Annotated in this window: 11 protein-coding genes, 1 tRNA gene and 1 pseudogene; 4 read left to right on the top strand and 9 right to left on the bottom strand. The window is 55.4% G+C overall.

The genetic code is table 11. From position 1 onward, the window contains the following. Nucleotides 1-65: 65 nt before the first annotated feature. The 4 genes from rplT to thrS form a co-directional block, all read right to left on the bottom strand. The gene (gene rplT, locus KT71_RS14230) at nt 66-425 is read right to left on the bottom strand and encodes a 50S ribosomal protein L20 (protein WP_008294676.1); all 360 of its coding nucleotides are present in this window, start codon (nt 423-425) and stop codon (nt 66-68) included. A gap of 26 nt (nt 426-451) precedes the next feature. Next, a complete protein-coding gene (gene rpmI / locus KT71_RS14235; protein WP_008294675.1) occupies nt 452-646 on the bottom strand; it encodes a 50S ribosomal protein L35 in 195 nt (64 codons plus the stop codon). A gap of 114 nt (nt 647-760) precedes the next feature. Then, nucleotides 761-1,297 carry a translation initiation factor IF-3 gene (gene infC / locus KT71_RS14240; RefSeq protein WP_084566992.1) on the bottom strand — a complete coding sequence of 179 codons (537 nt, stop codon included), beginning with the start codon at nt 1,295-1,297 and terminating at the stop codon, nt 761-763. A 97-nt stretch (nt 1,298-1,394) separates the two neighbouring features. Then, complete coding sequence (gene thrS / locus KT71_RS14245) at nt 1,395-3,332, bottom strand: threonine--tRNA ligase (RefSeq protein ID WP_008294673.1); 1,938 nt, start codon at nt 3,330-3,332, stop codon at nt 1,395-1,397. Between the two features lie 174 nt (nt 3,333-3,506). On the opposite strand from thrS, the gene KT71_RS14250 reads away from it, so the two are divergent. Continuing rightward, nucleotides 3,507-4,838 carry a M24 family metallopeptidase gene (locus KT71_RS14250; RefSeq protein ID WP_008294672.1) on the top strand — a complete coding sequence of 444 codons (1,332 nt, stop codon included), beginning with the start codon at nt 3,507-3,509 and terminating at the stop codon, nt 4,836-4,838. A gap of 27 nt (nt 4,839-4,865) precedes the next feature. Here KT71_RS14250 and uvrB read toward each other — a convergent pair whose 3' ends face one another. Continuing rightward, nucleotides 4,866-6,884 carry an excinuclease ABC subunit UvrB gene (uvrB, locus tag KT71_RS14255; protein WP_008294671.1) on the bottom strand — a complete coding sequence of 673 codons (2,019 nt, stop codon included), beginning with the start codon at nt 6,882-6,884 and terminating at the stop codon, nt 4,866-4,868. A 98-nt stretch (nt 6,885-6,982) separates the two neighbouring features. On the opposite strand from uvrB, the gene KT71_RS14260 reads away from it, so the two are divergent. Both KT71_RS14260 and KT71_RS19805 read left to right on the top strand, forming a co-directional pair. Beyond that, nucleotides 6,983-7,058 (top strand) — tRNA-Asn (locus KT71_RS14260). Nucleotides 7,059-7,280: 222 nt separating this feature from the next. Continuing rightward, on the top strand, nt 7,281-8,012 hold the full coding sequence (locus KT71_RS19805) for a CPBP family intramembrane glutamic endopeptidase (RefSeq protein ID WP_008294670.1): 732 nt from the start codon (nt 7,281-7,283) through the stop codon (nt 8,010-8,012). A 631-nt stretch (nt 8,013-8,643) separates the two neighbouring features. On the opposite strand, the gene KT71_RS14270 is transcribed toward KT71_RS19805, so the two are convergent. From KT71_RS14270 to KT71_RS21485, 4 genes and pseudogenes are all read right to left on the bottom strand, one after another. After that, nucleotides 8,644-10,023 carry a sulfatase-like hydrolase/transferase gene (locus KT71_RS14270; RefSeq protein ID WP_008294669.1) on the bottom strand — a complete coding sequence of 460 codons (1,380 nt, stop codon included), beginning with the start codon at nt 10,021-10,023 and terminating at the stop codon, nt 8,644-8,646. Between the two features lie 21 nt (nt 10,024-10,044). Continuing rightward, complete coding sequence (locus KT71_RS14275) at nt 10,045-10,569, bottom strand: hypothetical protein (RefSeq protein ID WP_008294668.1); 525 nt, start codon at nt 10,567-10,569, stop codon at nt 10,045-10,047. Further along, nucleotides 10,566-11,552, bottom strand: a complete 987-nt coding sequence (locus tag KT71_RS14280) for a YHYH protein (protein WP_202962359.1) — start codon at nt 11,550-11,552, stop codon at nt 10,566-10,568. Before KT71_RS14280 ends, KT71_RS14275 begins: the two co-directional genes overlap by 4 nt. Before the next feature lie 220 nt (nt 11,553-11,772). Next, nucleotides 11,773-12,152: pseudogene (locus tag KT71_RS21485) on the bottom strand (DDE-type integrase/transposase/recombinase); the annotation flags it as partial. Nucleotides 12,153-12,666: 514 nt separating this feature from the next. Between KT71_RS21485 and KT71_RS14290 the strand changes: the two are divergent. Continuing rightward, nucleotides 12,667-15,306 (top strand): TonB-dependent receptor plug domain-containing protein, encoded by a 2,640-nt coding sequence (locus tag KT71_RS14290; protein WP_238549504.1) that lies wholly within the window; start codon nt 12,667-12,669, stop codon nt 15,304-15,306. Nucleotides 15,307-15,463 lie beyond the last annotated feature (157 nt).

Consider the following 15,463-nt stretch of genomic DNA (forward strand, 5'->3'; position numbering starts at 1 on the left):
TTCCCTTTGATTTTCCGTGTTGCAAGCCCTACCGCTTTCGCGGCGGGATCTAACCAGCCAGGGGCTCAGGCAGCGAGAGCTGCCTTGGCTTGCTCCACGACTGCTGCAAAGGCTGGCTTGTCATGTACGGCGAGATCCGCCAGTACGCGACGATCCAAACCGATGTCGGCTTTCTTCAGGCCGTTGATCAGCTTGCTGTAAGTCAAACCATTGGCACGGGACTGGGCGTTGATACGCGTGATCCACAGGGCACGGAACTGACGCTTGCGCTGACGACGGTCACGATAGGCGTACTGACCTGCTTTTGTGACGGCCTGCTTGGCTACGCGAAAGACGCGTGAACGCGCTCCGTAATAACCTTTGGCTTGCTTCAGAATTTTCTTGTGTCGGCGATGGGCGACGACACCACGTTTTACGCGAGGCATAGTATTCTCCTGTCCTTAATAAACGCTTAGCGCGCCCGCAACATGCGGTCGATGAGCACTTTGTCATTGTCGTGGATCATTGAAGTTCCACGCAGCTGACGCTTACGCTTAGTGGTCATTTTGGTCAGGATATGGCTCTTGTGCGCACTCTTGCGCTTGTAGCCGCCCGCGGTTTTTTTGAAGCGCTTAGCCGCTCCGCTGTGAATTTTTGCTTTAGGCATTTCTCGTACTCCGCATTGGGTCCAACCTTATCCGACGGCTCCCTTTTGGGGCTTCCCGCGAATAAACAGCTGGAACTCACATCAAATTAAATGATCCAGGGCATTCACGGGCCGCTAGCCATTCTTCCTTTTCGGGGCAATAACCATGGTCATCTGCCGGCCTTCCATTTTCGGAAACTGCTCGACACCGCCAAGTTCCGCAAGATCGGCTTCTACTCGCTTGAGCAGCTCCATGCCGATCTCCTGGTGAGCCATCTCACGACCGCGAAACCGCAGCGTGACTTTGGCCTTATCCCCGTTCTCGAGGAAACGCACCAGGTTGCGTAGTTTTACCTGGTAGTCTCCTTCCTCCGTCCCTGGACGAAACTTCATTTCTTTAAGCTGCGTGCGCTTTTGCTTTTTCTTCTGGGCGTTTTTCTGCTTCTTCGCCTCGAAGATGTGCTTGCCGTAATCCATGACCTTACAGACCATGGGATCCGACTGATCCGCAATCAGTACAAGGTCCATGCCGGCAGCTTCTGCAGCCGCCCGTGCCTCAGCGAGGGGAACAATACCCACCTGCTCGCCTTCTGCACCCACCAAACGGACCTTATCCGCGACTATTTCGTCATTGATAAGGGATCTTTTGCCCTTACCGCTATCTTTGCTGATTGCTGTTCTCCAATTCTGCGCTCCTCATTCGGGAGCCTTGTATCAATTCTTTGCTCGAAGCCCTACGCCTGCGCCCCGTATCGGTCGTCTCCGATCTCTACGATGCCTGAACGTCAGCGACGACAGCGCGGCCATGGAGCGCCACGTCACGGTCGAGGATCTCTGCGAATGCCTCAATGGACATCGTTCCGAGGTCCTCACCATTACGCGACCGCACGGCCACTGTCTTCGCTTCGACTTCTTTTTCCCCCACCACGAGTAGGTAGGGAATGCGCTGAATTGTGTGCTCGCGGATTTTAAAGCCGATTTTCTCGTTTCTCAAGTCCGAAAAAACCCGAAAACCCTTGTTTTTCAAGGAATCTTCCACAAATTGGACGTATTCGTCCTGCTTTTCGGTGATATTCAGGACCACGGCCTGTTTCGGCGCGAGCCAAACGGGAAATGCCCCTTCGAAGTTTTCGATGAGAATTCCGATAAATCGCTCGAAAGATCCCAGAATCGCCCGGTGCAACATCACCGGTGTTTTGCGGGAACCATCCTCAGCAACGTACTGCGCATCCAGTCGCCCGGGCATGGAGAAATCCACCTGCACCGTGCCCATCTGCCAGACCCGACCGATACAGTCCTTGAGGGAAAACTCGATCTTGGGTCCATAAAAGGCGCCCTCTCCCGGCAGCTCCTGCCAATCCAGTTCCTGGGCATCCAGGGCGTCCGCCAGGGCCTTCTCGGCACGATCCCAGTCTTCGTCAGACCCCACGCGCTTGGGCGGGCGGGTCGAAAGACGATAAATCACCTCGTCGAAGCCAAAGTCCCGGTACACCGCGTGGAGAAAATCGATGAACGTGGAGACCTCCGACTGTATCTGCTCTTCCGTGCAGAAAATGTGGCCGTCGTCCTGAGTAAAGCCCCGCACACGCATGATGCCGTGGAGGGAGCCCGAGGGTTCGTTGCGGTGACAGCTGCCGAACTCCGCGAGTCGCAGGGGCAGATCGCGGTAGGAGCGCAGCCCCTGATTGAAGACCTGCACGTGACAGGGGCAGTTCATGGGTTTGACCGCAAATTCCCGCTCATCCGCCTGAAGCATGAACATGTCATCGCCAAACTTGTCCGCATGGCCGGATTTTTCCCAGAGGGACATGTCCACGAGCTGGGGCGTTTTGATTTCCTGGTAGCCATTGGCGCGCTGCTGCTCGCGCATGTATTGCTCGATGACCTGATAAATGGTCCAGCCCTGGGGGTGCCAGAACACCATGCCCGGTGCTTCTTCCTGGGTGTGAAACAAATCCAGCTTTTTGCCAATCTTGCGGTGATCGCGCTTTTCGGCTTCCTCGATGCGGTGGAGGTACTGCTTGAGCTGTTTTTTGTTCGCCCAGGCCGTGCCGTAAACGCGCTGGAGCATTTCGTTGTTCGCATCGCCACGCCAATAGGCACCCGCCAGCTTGGTGAGCTTGAAAGCGCCCAGCTTCCCGGTGCTCGGCACGTGGGGACCGCGACACAGATCCATCCATTCGCCCTGGCGATAGAGCGATATCTCCTCACCCTCGGGCAGGTCCCGGATGATCTCGACCTTGTAACTTTCTCCCATCTTCTCAAAGGCGGCAGCGGCTGCATCGCGGTCCATCACAATGCGCTCCACGGGCAGGTCGGCAGAGACAATCTCCGCCATGCGCGCCTCAATCTTTGGCAGGTCTTCGGGGGTGAACTGATGCTCGCCGGCAAAATCGTAATAAAAGCCGTCTTCTATAACGGGACCGATGGTCACCTGGGTGCCGGGAAACAGGTCCTGCACGGCCATGGCCAGCAGGTGCGCAGTGGAGTGACGGATGATCTCCACGCCGGCCTCGTCGCGCTCGGTGATAATCGCCAGGGCGGCATCGGCGTCTATGCTGAAGCTGGTATCGACCTCACGGCCATTAACAACACCGGCAAGAGCGGCCTTGGCCAGACCCGGACCGATATCCGCGGCCACGTCGTGCACGGTGACCGCGTGATCAAATTCTCGTTGGCTGCCATCAGGCAAAGTAATGGTTGGCATCTTGTGCGTCTCCTTCAGTGGTGGCCCCCACGAAAGGCCACGTGATTTCGGTGAAGATAGAACCCCACCGCGGGGCGCGCATTCTGCCCCAGAGCCACGAGAGATTAAAGAGAAGAAGTACCGCTCACTAGCTGCTAAAGTTTTGCCCTGCCTTACTCGCCAAGGAACCCTGTCATGACCCACCTCCCTCGCCTCCTCCTAGCCACGGTCCTCCTGTGCACGGCCTTCCCCGCGCTGAGCAAGGGCGAAGCCCAGACCCGCTGGGAACTCATGAACCAGATTCGTCAGGAGAAGTTTGATCTGGTGCTGCCGGAGGTGATGCGGGAAAACGATGTGGAGATGTGGATCACCGTGAATCGTGAGGGCTACAACGACCCCCTCACGGAAGATTTTGGCAAGGGTTACGTGGGTGGCTGGGGCTACTACATCTTCACCTACCGTGAGAGTGATTACGCCGAGGGCCGCGTCGAACGCGTCGCCCTGGGTATCGGCACACACCTTATCGAAGAGAACGGCGCCTACGACTACACCACCGAGGGCGAGTTTGATCTTGCTGCGTTTGTGGCAGAGCGCGACCCCAAGAGCATCGCGCTGAATTACTCGGAGCACATCGGCGGTGCCGACGGCCTCACATTGACAGCGTACCGACATCTGCAAAGTACCCTGGGTGAAAAATACAGCCAACGCTTTGTATCAGCGGAGAAGCTTGCCTCGGACTTTCGCTCCCGCCGGGTGGCAACGGAGATCGCCGCCTTTGCCCGGGCGGGCGAAATGTCACGCAAAATCGCCGAAACAGCGTTTTCCAATGAAGTCATCACACCGGGGGTCACCACCCTCGCCGACGTCGCCTGGTGGATGCGGGAGCAGCAGTTTGCCAACAATCTGGGCACGTCTTTTGGTATGCCTTCGGTCTACATCACGGGCCCCGATGGCTTTGTCGCCCTGTCAGACGATCACGTGATACAGCGTGGCGACTTCCTCGCCATCGACTGGGGCGTGGGGTACCTCAACTTCTTTACGGACATCAAACGCCAGGCCTATGTACTCAAGGAAGGCGAAACCGAAGTGCCCGCCAGCATCCAAAAAGCCTTCGATAACGGACGCAAAGTGCGGGATATCCTCAAAGCCACGATCAAGGCGGGACGCACCGCCGGCGATACCTACGACCTTGCCAACAGCGCGATTAACGAAGCCGGCTTCAAGGTCATGGAGAAGTTCAACCAGCCTACGGATGATCCCAGCGTGGTGGACGTCATCATTGGCTGCCATAGCGTGGGCAACCTGGGCCACGGCATCGGCCCCTCCATCGCCTGGTTTAACCCCGAGCGCATGAAGTACATGATCCACCCGAGCAACCTCTTCTCCATCGAACTCTTTGCCTACACCGCCATCCCCGAATGGGGCAACAAGAAACTGCGTGTGCCTCTGGAGGACGATGCCGTGGTCACGGAACGCGGTGTGGAATGGGTCTATCCCGTCACCAATCGGGTACTGGTAATCCGCTAAGGCCCGCTGCGGCGTCGCCGTTGGCGATCAGCTCATAAAGGTTTGCTGCTTGATCTCCGTGAGTTGATCGCGGAGCGCCGCTGCCTGCTCAAACTCCAGATTCTTGGCGTGCTCATGCATCTGCGCTTCCATCTTATCGAGGCGCCGCGAGAGTGCCGCCGGCGATAGCTTGAGGAGTTCCTGACCGTAGGCCAGGGTTTCCTCGGCCACCTTTTGCCCCTTGGCTTTGGCCTTGGTGGGCATGCGCCGGGCACCTTCCATGATGTCCTGAATGCTTTTGGTTACACCGATGGGGGTGATGTTATTCGCCTCATTAAAGGCCACCTGTTTGCGCCGACGGCGATCCGTCTCATCAATGGCCCGCTGCATGGAGCCCGTGACCTTGTCAGCGTAGAGGATTGCCCTGCCCCGCAGGTTCCTGGCGCCCCTCCCGATGGTCTGGATCAGGGAGCGGTCCGAACGTAAAAAGCCCTCTTTATCCGCATCGAGAATGGCCACCAGGGCGACTTCGGGCATATCCAGGCCCTCCCGCAGCAGGTTAATCCCCACCAGCACGTCGAACTTACCCAGACGGAGATCGCGAATTATTTCCACGCGCTCCACAGTGTCGATGTCCGAGTGGAGATAGCGCACCCGCACGTCGTGCTCGTTGAGGTACTCGGTCAAGTCCTCCGACATGCGCTTGGTGAGCGTCGTCACCAACACGCGATCGCCCATTTCGACGGCTTTATGAATCTCGCCAAGGAGGTCGTCTACCTGTGTGGTCGCCGGTCGAATCTCGATCTCGGGATCCGTGAGCCCCGTGGGCCGGACCACCTGCTCCACAACCTGACCGGCGTGAGCCTCCTCGTAGGGACCAGGCGTTGCGGATACAAACACCGCCTGGGGCAACAGGTTTTCCCACTCTTCAAAACGCAGGGGCCGGTTATCCAGGGCTGAGGGCAATCGGAAACCGTACTCCACGAGAGTTTCTTTTCGCGAGCGATCGCCCTTATACATGGCGCCAATCTGCGGAATGCTGGCGTGGGATTCGTCGATAATCACCAGGGCATCATCGGGCAGGTATTCGTAAAGTGTCGGCGGCGCCTCGCCGGGAGCTCTCCCCGACAGATAGCGCGAGTAGTTCTCCACGCCCTGACAGTAACCAAGCTCGCGAATCATCTCGATGTCATAGCGGGTGCGCTGGGACAGGCGCTGCGCTTCCACGAGCTTCTCGACCGATTTGAGCTGCTTCACCCGCTCGTCAAGCTCGACCTCAATATGTTCGATGGCGTTGAGCATAATGTCACGGGACGTCACGTAGTGGGTCTTGGGGTAAATGGTGACCCGGGGGACCTTGGCGATGATCGCTCCCGTGAGGGGATCAAAGAGACTGATGTTCTCCACCTCTTCGTCGAAGAGCTCAATACGGATGGCCTCGGCCTCGGCTTCCGCCGGGAACACATCGATCACATCCCCGCGAACACGGTAGGTACCGCGGGCAAAGTCAATGTCGTTGCGCTGGTATTGGAGCTCGGCGAGATGTCGCAGGACCTCCCGCTGGTCGATCATCTCTCCCCGTGAGATATGCATGACCATTTTGAAATAGGACTTGGGATCACCCAGACCGTAGATCGCCGACACGGTCGCGACCACGATGCAGTCCTTGCGCTCGAGAAGTGCCTTGGTGGCCGACAGCCGCATCTGCTCGATGTGCTCGTTCACCGAGGCATCCTTCTCAATAAAGGTGTCCGACGACGGCACATAGGCCTCGGGCTGGTAGTAATCATAGTAGGAAACGAAGTACTCGACGGCGTTATCCGGGAAAAACTCCTTGAACTCGCCGTAAAGCTGGGCGGCCAGGGTCTTGTTATGTGCCATCACGATGGTCGGGCGCTGAAGCTGCTCAATCACATGGGCCATGGTGAAGGTCTTGCCCGACCCCGTAACACCCAGAAGGGTTTGCGCCGCCAGCCCCGCCTGTATGCCCTCGACAATGGACTTGATAGCCGCGGGCTGATCCCCGGCGGGCTTGAAACTTGAGTTAACTTTAAACGGCTTGCTCATGGCAGGTGCTTTTGGCGAAAAGCCCAATAGTATAATTGGTGTTGATTCCGAAGCGGAGGGTGATTAGAATCGCGGCCTCTCCGAAAGGAGGGAGTTACTCCGCCTTAGCTCAGTTGGTAGAGCAAATGACTGTTAATCATTGGGTCGCTGGTTCGAGCCCAGCAGGCGGAGCCAAATAGCTATATAAATGAAGGGGTTGCAGCGATGCAGCCCCTTTTTTTATGGCTGTAGAGTGAGGTTGTGGTGACTTACGCGCAAGCGGCGGGCCAAGGATCAAGCCCTCGCCTCGGCGCATTTACTGTTCAGTCCACCCTAAAGCGCTATCCAGCATTAACCTGCTGAGCTACGGTTGCGGCGCTATCCAGCAACAGCAACTCACGCTCACAGGAACCACGGATGCAGTCTCAACCGCTCGAAGAACCAACGCTATTCATATTGGCCGACAAAAAACGGATCGTGCTCGAAGTACTCGTTGTGCTTGGCGTAATGCTGTTGGTAAAGGACCTTGCGGATCGCTTCAACGCCATTGGCGCAGGATCAATTGCCATGTGGTGCGGCATATTTGTTGCCACCTACTTTATGAACAAGCAGGGCGTTAACTGGAAAGACCGGGGCTTGGCCCTTCCCTCTGGTTCGATGAGCTGGGTGAAGGCTCTGGGCCTGGCAATACTTACCGTTGTAGCAGTACTCCTCTTAATGGCGCTTGTTGTGCCGCTCATTTCAGACCTGTTGGGCGCTCACATCCCAGAGAGTTCCACCGACCGATTCGAATTCTTCCTGGGCCAACCGCTTGTGTTCGTCGCATATCTGGTTGTGGTCATCTGGATTGGCGCGGCAGTGGGTGAAGAGCTGCTGATGCGCGGGTTTCTGCTGAACAGCCTGATTGAGCTCTTTGGTGGTCACAAGAAAGGCATAACCGCCGCCGTCGCACTGCACGCGCTAATCTTCGGGATGCTACATATTTCGCAGGGTGTCCCTGGCATCATTGGCACGGCAGGCGTCGCAGTTATATTTGCAGTTGTCTATTTGTTTAATGGAAAAAAGTTGTTTCCACTGATCATTGCGCACGGCTTGATTAACTCGATCAGCATTACTGCGTACTACTTGAGTGACGGCAAAATCACGTAGAAACTATCGGGGACTGACAATCACATCTCTATAGACTGGTTTAATTCGTCATCTACGCTCGCGCGACAGCCATCTCTCATTCTCCAACATCGGTATCGACAAATTGGCTTCTTGAGGCCAAAAGAATCTGCTCCTTGATCTCAAGCAACTGCCCGACTCCATTCAGCGAACGCAATTAACCTAAGATCACAACAACGTTGAGCTCGGACTAAATGCCTTACGAGGTTTGGCAAAGTTAGTAGGCTGCGCGAGCACTATTTCAGCACACTTCGTTACTAAACCTTCTTATCGCCTACTCAACTCAACTTATTGCAACTCGTTGAAATTAGGACCATTCTGATGAGAACCAATTAACTGTGACTGCCTGTTAATCATTGGGTCGCTGATTCGAGCCCAGTTAGGTGAGCTGGGGTTTCGAGCAGCACTGCTGCGAACCAGCGAACGACCGCAAGCTGTGTTTGCGGGCCGGGGGAGCCCTATTTAGGGCTTAAAACCTCTAATTCAAGCTGAGATTGAAGCGATAGTGGAGCCAAACGACGTAGAAAATGATATCGGGCGGGAATCGGTGACGTTTATCGGTCTTCATCGGTCGACTCTACCAATCCGAGCCAGTTAACTTGGCGATACCATCTCAGCGAATAGCATCCAACTCCGCAAGTAATTCGCTCCGCACACTTGAGTAGTCACCACCGCTTCCAAGTAACTCCGTAGTTTCCAGGGGATCGTTAATCAAATCGTACAAAACCTGTTGGCCCTCCGCGTACTCTATTAACTTGTACTGCTGGTTACGAATAGCCCAACCCGTTTCTCGCTCACTCTCAAATGCCACGTAGTTATACTGTCGCGGCGCTATATCTGTCTCGCTTAGCAGCTCCCGAAAACTAACACTGTCGTGGATTGCGCTGACATCACTGCCTGCCAACTGAGCAATAGTGGCGAAAAAATCGGTAGCGTTAATCAGCGCACTCTCGCGCTCATTGCGCCGACCAACCCCCATCCCGGACGCGATCATGGGTACGGCTATACCCCCCTCTGCCAGCGTGGCCTTGCTGCCGTTGACATACACGAGAGAGTCCGTAACTTGCGCCGGGGTTCCATTGTCCCCGATGAAGAACACGATGGTATTGCTGCGCTGCTCCTCACTCATAGAATCGAGTAAGCGACCAATTTCTGTATCCATCGCTTCAATGGCTGCCAGATAATAGTCCCGAGGGTTATCTTCGATGTCACTCTCCTGGCCAGACAAGTAGCGGTTGCTCAGGTCAGCGGGCGGTAGATGCAGAGGCAGGTGAGGAGCCACATAGGCCAGCCACAAAAACCAAGAAGATGACTGTTCCTGAATCCACTCGATCGCAGAATCTGTCAGTTGTGTCGTGTTGTAACTAGTGGACTGCTCGCTTTGACCATTGGTCGAGAACGTCCAGGCATAGTAATCAGGGATAGCACCCCCTAATGACCCCGCGAAGTACGGTATGCCCATATCATTGGGGTGCGACTGCGCAGCACCGTTACCCCCCAAGTGCCATTTACCAATCAACGCCGACTGGTACTGTGCTGTTTGTTCATCACTAGCCAAATACCGGTGTAAAACTTCTTCACTGGCCGGCAATTCGTCGCCGATGGCTAATACGCCCGTGCTGGTGCCATATTTCCCGGTAATCAGCGCGCTTCGGGTGGTCGTGCAGCCTGGCGTGGCCCAAAAGTTGTCAAACACCAGGCCATTTGCCGCAAGCGTATCAAGGGTCGGCGTGGCCGGGAGGTCCTGGCTCAGCGCATATTGCGCCGAGGAGTCCAGGCCCTGATCATCTGAAATGATCAGTAAGATATTAGGTTTCGGGTCATCTGAAGCAGTCGTGTCTGAGGAGTCAGCAACTGGCGCTGAAGCTTCGACAACGACCGCTGTATCCGATGCAACCGCTTCGACCGCGCCGCTGCCCCCACCCCCGCAGGCGGTTAGAGTCGATAGAACTCCCAGAAAAAAAATAGATGTGTTTGCAATTCGAGTAGCCAATCGCATAAGTTTTCCCCGATCTTATTGATTCACTTTGGCTGGTGGCACCGTCAGCTCTACAACCGGTTCATCGCGCGTGACTGCGTATTTATATTTCTCAGAATTGGTAGAGGAGCTAACCGAAATCTCGTAACGACCCGCAGAAGGCCCTGAAGAGAACAGATTCAAATCAAGAAACACCGATGGCACGTTTTCGGGGATACGAAACACCGCAAGCGCGGTAATTTGATCCACTTGCTGCTCCAACCTCGAATGCGATACGGACGGGGCGAGGCGAAGGTCCAGCATTTGCACGTCACCGTCAGGCAGGTAGACATTCATACCGTTTTTTATCCGGTCGCGCAGTGCATCGTAAGAACGCTGAAATTCCGCAGGCGACAAACTACACGTTGAATCGCAGTCGCCCATTACGACCATCGGATCCATGGCCAACACCATGTAAATCTTGTTGTCCTCGAAACGAAACGTCGCATGCTGTGCAGGAAGAAGATGCGCTTTAGCCGGCAAACCCAGCAGTAGCATAGCAACAACAATCAACACCCTCATAAAGAGCCCAGCACACAGCGCTGGAAGAACGGATAGCTGTCTGTCGCAAAATAGTGATAGATGCCTTGTGGAAACTCCGGGGTAACACCGAAGCGCCCATTGCACTCGTCCAAATCACCGCTGCCGTCGGCATATTCCCAATCATCACTGAAGGTACCCAGCGCATAAAGATTCACAGACGGTCGATTGCCCGACGGAGTATTGACCAACTGATAACTACCTTGCATCACGACCAGGCCCGAGGCTGAATTCATAGGCTCTGAATAACCATAGCGAGCATAAATGGGAAAACCATCGGCTGCCCAGCCAATCAACGTCATTGTCGATGAACCTGCCCCGAGTTTCTCCAGAAAACCCTCAGGCATGCCATGATAGTGGTAGGCACCGGTCGGCTGCACATGCGCGTTATTGAAGTCGACGCCAAAATCGAAGTGAGACTGACTGAGGGCCTCGATCTCCCAGGATCCGTTGGCTCCGCCTGCCAGTGAACAACTCGCGCCCGAATCATCACAGGAACCGGCCGTAGCAGCATCTATCTTTACGCCGTTGAGCACATACCCCACGGCACCCCGGGGCCCACCCAACTCTGTCGGCAACTCTGACCTTACCGGCGATAGCGTAAATGAGGTACTTACCGTCTGCTCCGATATGGCGTTTGGATTGTTTGCGTTAGGAAAAGCACCGACCTCATGATCTGGAATTCCGTTTGCAACGAGCCAGCGCTCCTCCGCACAGGACCACTGTGCTTCGCTGGTGTAGGTCAGGTAAGCCTGACTGTTCAGTGTGAAATTACTATAGTCGCAAAGAACACCGTCGGTGCTTGGTGAGTCACCAGCATCCTCGCTATCTGGCTGCTCCGTAGATTCGCCGCCCCCGGAATCGACGACCGCCGACGCCGCCTCGTCACTCACCACCGATGCCGCTCCGGAGCCCCCGCCACCACAACCAGTAATTGCCAGTGTTAGAAAGCAACTCAAAGTCACGCAGTGTCTCGCCATCACCATCAAACCCCCATAAACATTTATCACCTTATACGTAGAGGTCCGGATTCTCCGTCGCTGAAAAGTTAATTTCCTTCACTACCTCCGGATTCGTCGAAATTTATTAGTACATTTCATGCGCTTACCTTTGAAGCGGCGGTGAGTCGCAGAGGTATCGGCAAGGTAACCGCTCCAAGCTGGTGAAATCTGGCCCGCGACTTCCGGCAACTGCCCGACTCCACTCACCAAACGTACTCATCCTGAGATCGCGATAGTGCTGAGCACGCACCAGGTGCCTGCCGAGGTTGAATAGATTACTGACAGCAGCATGGACACACATCAATCGCTGCGCCTGCCCAGCCGATTTTAATCTTCGCGTCCCTCGCTCCCGCACCCTGGTAGCCTCATACCCATAAATCCGGGGAGACTCTGCGATTGCTCTGCCCGATTGTTCTCATTCTGCTGAGTGCTGTGGATCACATCGGGCATCAGCTCCCGATGCGCCACTCCATAATTGCGCAACTTATCTGTCACGATCGTCCTGGGCTCGCCGCCATTACTCCGCATTTGCCGCTTGGAGAACTGCTTTGCTGCGGCGCCATCCGTGAGCTCTCCGGCAATTTTTGCTCACGCTGGCGAGGCTCTCAGCAGAAACCGCCATTATTTCGGCTACAGGTCGGATATGCGTTTTCAAGATTTTCGGCAGCCATAAAAGGCTTACAGGTGTTTGGCTTAGGTCCTCAAAAAGCATCTCTCTACCCGATATATCAATCATTGGGCTGCTGGTTCAAGCAACCGCCCTTCCCCAATCTGCAACCGCACTAGCCCTAAGACCGCCGAACACCCATCAAAGCACTCCGAAAAAGCGAAAAATTGTGCAAAAAACGCACAAATCAGGCGGTGGCACTAGCATCACGCCATCGTCTGTGGTTTTCTCAGTCTTGTCGCTCGCACAGGGTGCTTCCGTCAATTTGTAGTGACAGCCGCAGCGAGCTTAAGCACAAAAAGCAGTTGATTAGCGTTCATTTTTTCAATCAAACCGTACGAGGAACCAATGATGAGATCGTTAACGAAACGACCCCCTATCAAAATCGCGACATTGGCGCTTGCCGTGTCGATGGCGCAGAGCGCTATCGCCCAGCAAGATACGCTACTCGAAGAAGTCATCATTACGGGTACCCGTTTGGCGGATCGCTCGGCCGCCGACTCTCCTGTTCCCGTCGACGTCATCAGCGGAAGCGACTTCAGAGTTAACGGCTCTACGGACCTGCAAGACATGCTGCGTACGCAGGTGCCCTCTTTTAACGTAAATTCCCAGCCTATTAGCGATGCAGCGACGATCACGCGCCCACCAAACCTGCGCGGTCTTTCGCCAGACAATGTTCTGGTACTGGTCAACGGCAAACGTCGCCACCGCGGCTCCATTATCTCCTTCCTGGGAGGCGGTATTTCAGATGGCGCGCAGGGTGTGGATATGGCAGCCATTCCGTCGCTTGCGATAAAGCAGGTCGAAGTGCTGCGCGACGGCGCCTCATCACAATACGGCTCTGACGCGATTGCGGGGGTTCTCAACTTCCGACTCCGCGATGCCGCCGAAGGCTTTGAAATGGTAGCGCGAACCGCTTCCACCTTCGAAGGTGATGGCGACAACTATATGGTCTCGGCCAATCTTGGCCTGCCTCTGGGGGACAATGGTTTCGTTAACATCACCGGCGAAATGCGCGATGTCGACGGCACCGTCCGCTCGGTGATCCGTGACGATGTGGCCTTTGCTGCGGCAAATGGCTACGCACCCGTCTCTGACTTTCAGGCCATCAACACTTACACAAGCGATGTACCTCAGTACTGGGGCACGCCGGATGTCAAAGATGACGTTAAGCTGTTCATCAACTCGGCCTACCAGATTAATGACAGCATGGAAGTCTACGCGTTTGGTAACTATGCGGAGCGCGAAGTAGAGGGTGGTTTCTTTTACCGTAACGTGGTCGGTGGCTCGAATAACCTTACCGGCGGCTCCACCGGACAGCGCGGCGGCGTTTATGCGGGCCCCACGGTTGATCCGCTAACCGGTCTTAGTAGTGCTACGGGAGTCCCGTCAGTACTTGTGGGCGACCTTGATGGTGGCAGCAGCTGCATCGACGGTATTCCTCTGGGTGGTTCCGGCGGGGTTATTCCTGATCCGACGTTTCTTGCACAGGTGTCGGCAAGCGAGAACTGCTTCTCTTTCATCGAGACAATTCCGGGCGGCTTCGTGCCTCGCTTTGGTGGTACCAACGAAGATATGGCACTGGCAGCGGGTATCCGCGGTGAAATCAACGTGGGCAACGGCCTTGACTACGACCTGAGCGTACAGCGTGGATCCAACCGCACCGATTTCTTTATCCGCAACACCATTAACGCCTCTCTCGGCCCTGCCACCCCGCGTGATTTCGTCCCGGGCGGACAGGAGCAGACCGAAACGGTTTATAACGCCAATTTTGTCTACGGCCTTGATGTCGGCTTTGCGTCTGACCTGAGCATCGCCTTTGGCGCGGAGTTTCGTGAAGAGGAGTTCGACCTGTTTGCCGGCGACCCGGCGTCCTACGAGCTTGGAGTTCTCGCGTCTCAGGGCTTTTCGTCAAGCTCTAACGGCTTTGGCGGCTTTCCCAACGACACCTCAGCCAAGCAGGACAACACGTCGTTTTACATCGATCTTGAAGCCGATGTTACCGATAACCTGACGCTTCAGGCGGCGGCCCGTCACGAAGAGTTCAGCAACTTTGATGGGACGATTACCTATAAGCTTGCAGGTATGTACCGTGTAACGGACAGCTTCCGCCTTCGCGGCGCGGTCTCAACGGGCTTCCACGCACCCACCGCTGGTCAGGCGAACATCACTAACGTCACCACACAAAACGTACAGGGCGTACTGATTGACCAGGGAACACTTCCGCTGTCATCCGCAGCGGGGCAGATAGGTGCTGATTACGTTGAGAGCTTTGGAAATGGACGACCAGGCCTCGATACCGAGGAAGCGGAGAACTTCTCTCTCGGCGTTGTATTTGATATCGGGAACTCTACCTGGACCATCGACTACTACAATATCGATGTGACAGACCGAATCGCGCTGGGTGCCAATGTTGACTTCCTGGATGCACTGAACTTTGCCGGCGGCGGTTCCGACTATGGCACCATATCCGATGCACTCACCGGACTCGACGCGGATGGCATCATCAACCGTCAGGACTTTCTCGGTCTCGACGATCTGGCTGAGTTCCGCTTCTTCAGCAACAGCTTCGATACCAGCACCGAAGGTGTCGACGTTGTGGGTAACATGTACTTTGACTTCCTCAGTGGCAGCTCTACTGTGACTGTGGCGTTTAACTACAACAAAACCGAAGTCACCGATCGCGGAACGGTCAATCCGATCAGCGATGGTCGTGTAGAAGCTCTCGAAGAGCTACTGCCAGAGTACAAAGGTAACGTGACCTGGTCACACGTGCAGGGTAAGTTCCGCACGCTGCTCCGTGCGAACTACTACGGGGACTGGAGATCAACATCTAATGGATACAATGTGGATGCCGCCACCTTGATCGACGCCCAGGTGGCCTACCAGTTCACCGACTCCATAGAAGTGGTTCTAGGTGTGGAAAACCTGTTTGACGAATATCCTGACGAGAACCCAGGTCAGGGTGGTACCGGTCAGCTGTACCCCGAGGACAGCCCCTTTGGTTTTAACGGCGGCACCTGGTATCTGCAGGGACGTCTGGTCTTTTAAGAGGGCCTAACCTTAGGCAAAGAGCTTCGGTAAAGAGCTTCGCCAGCTGCCCGTTTTTGGGGCAGTAAAAACGAAGCAACGAGGGTCGCAGACATAGAAATATGTGCTGCGACCTTTTTTTTGGTGTTGGCAAATCAACTGCATCACGCAGCAGAAC

Source organism: Congregibacter litoralis KT71 (assembly GCF_000153125.2).
Taxonomy (GTDB): Bacteria; Pseudomonadota; Gammaproteobacteria; order Pseudomonadales; family Halieaceae; genus Congregibacter; species Congregibacter litoralis.

What these genes read in the sequence shown, in the direction of transcription:
- rplT (WP_008294676.1), bottom strand. Translation starts at nt 425, where the DNA reads ATGCCTCGCGTAAAACGTGGTGTCGTCGCCCATCGCCGACACAAGAAA.
- rpmI (WP_008294675.1), bottom strand. Translation starts at nt 646, where the DNA reads ATGCCTAAAGCAAAAATTCACAGCGGAGCGGCTAAGCGCTTCAAAAAA.
- thrS (WP_008294673.1), bottom strand. Translation starts at nt 3,332, where the DNA reads ATGCCAACCATTACTTTGCCTGATGGCAGCCAACGAGAATTTGATCAC.
- KT71_RS14250 (WP_008294672.1), top strand. Translation starts at nt 3,507, where the DNA reads ATGACCCACCTCCCTCGCCTCCTCCTAGCCACGGTCCTCCTGTGCACG.
- uvrB (WP_008294671.1), bottom strand. Translation starts at nt 6,884, where the DNA reads ATGAGCAAGCCGTTTAAAGTTAACTCAAGTTTCAAGCCCGCCGGGGAT.
- KT71_RS19805 (WP_008294670.1), top strand. Translation starts at nt 7,281, where the DNA reads ATGCAGTCTCAACCGCTCGAAGAACCAACGCTATTCATATTGGCCGAC.
- KT71_RS14275 (WP_008294668.1), bottom strand. Translation starts at nt 10,569, where the DNA reads ATGAGGGTGTTGATTGTTGTTGCTATGCTACTGCTGGGTTTGCCGGCT.
- KT71_RS14290 (WP_238549504.1), top strand. Translation starts at nt 12,667, where the DNA reads ATGGCGCAGAGCGCTATCGCCCAGCAAGATACGCTACTCGAAGAAGTC.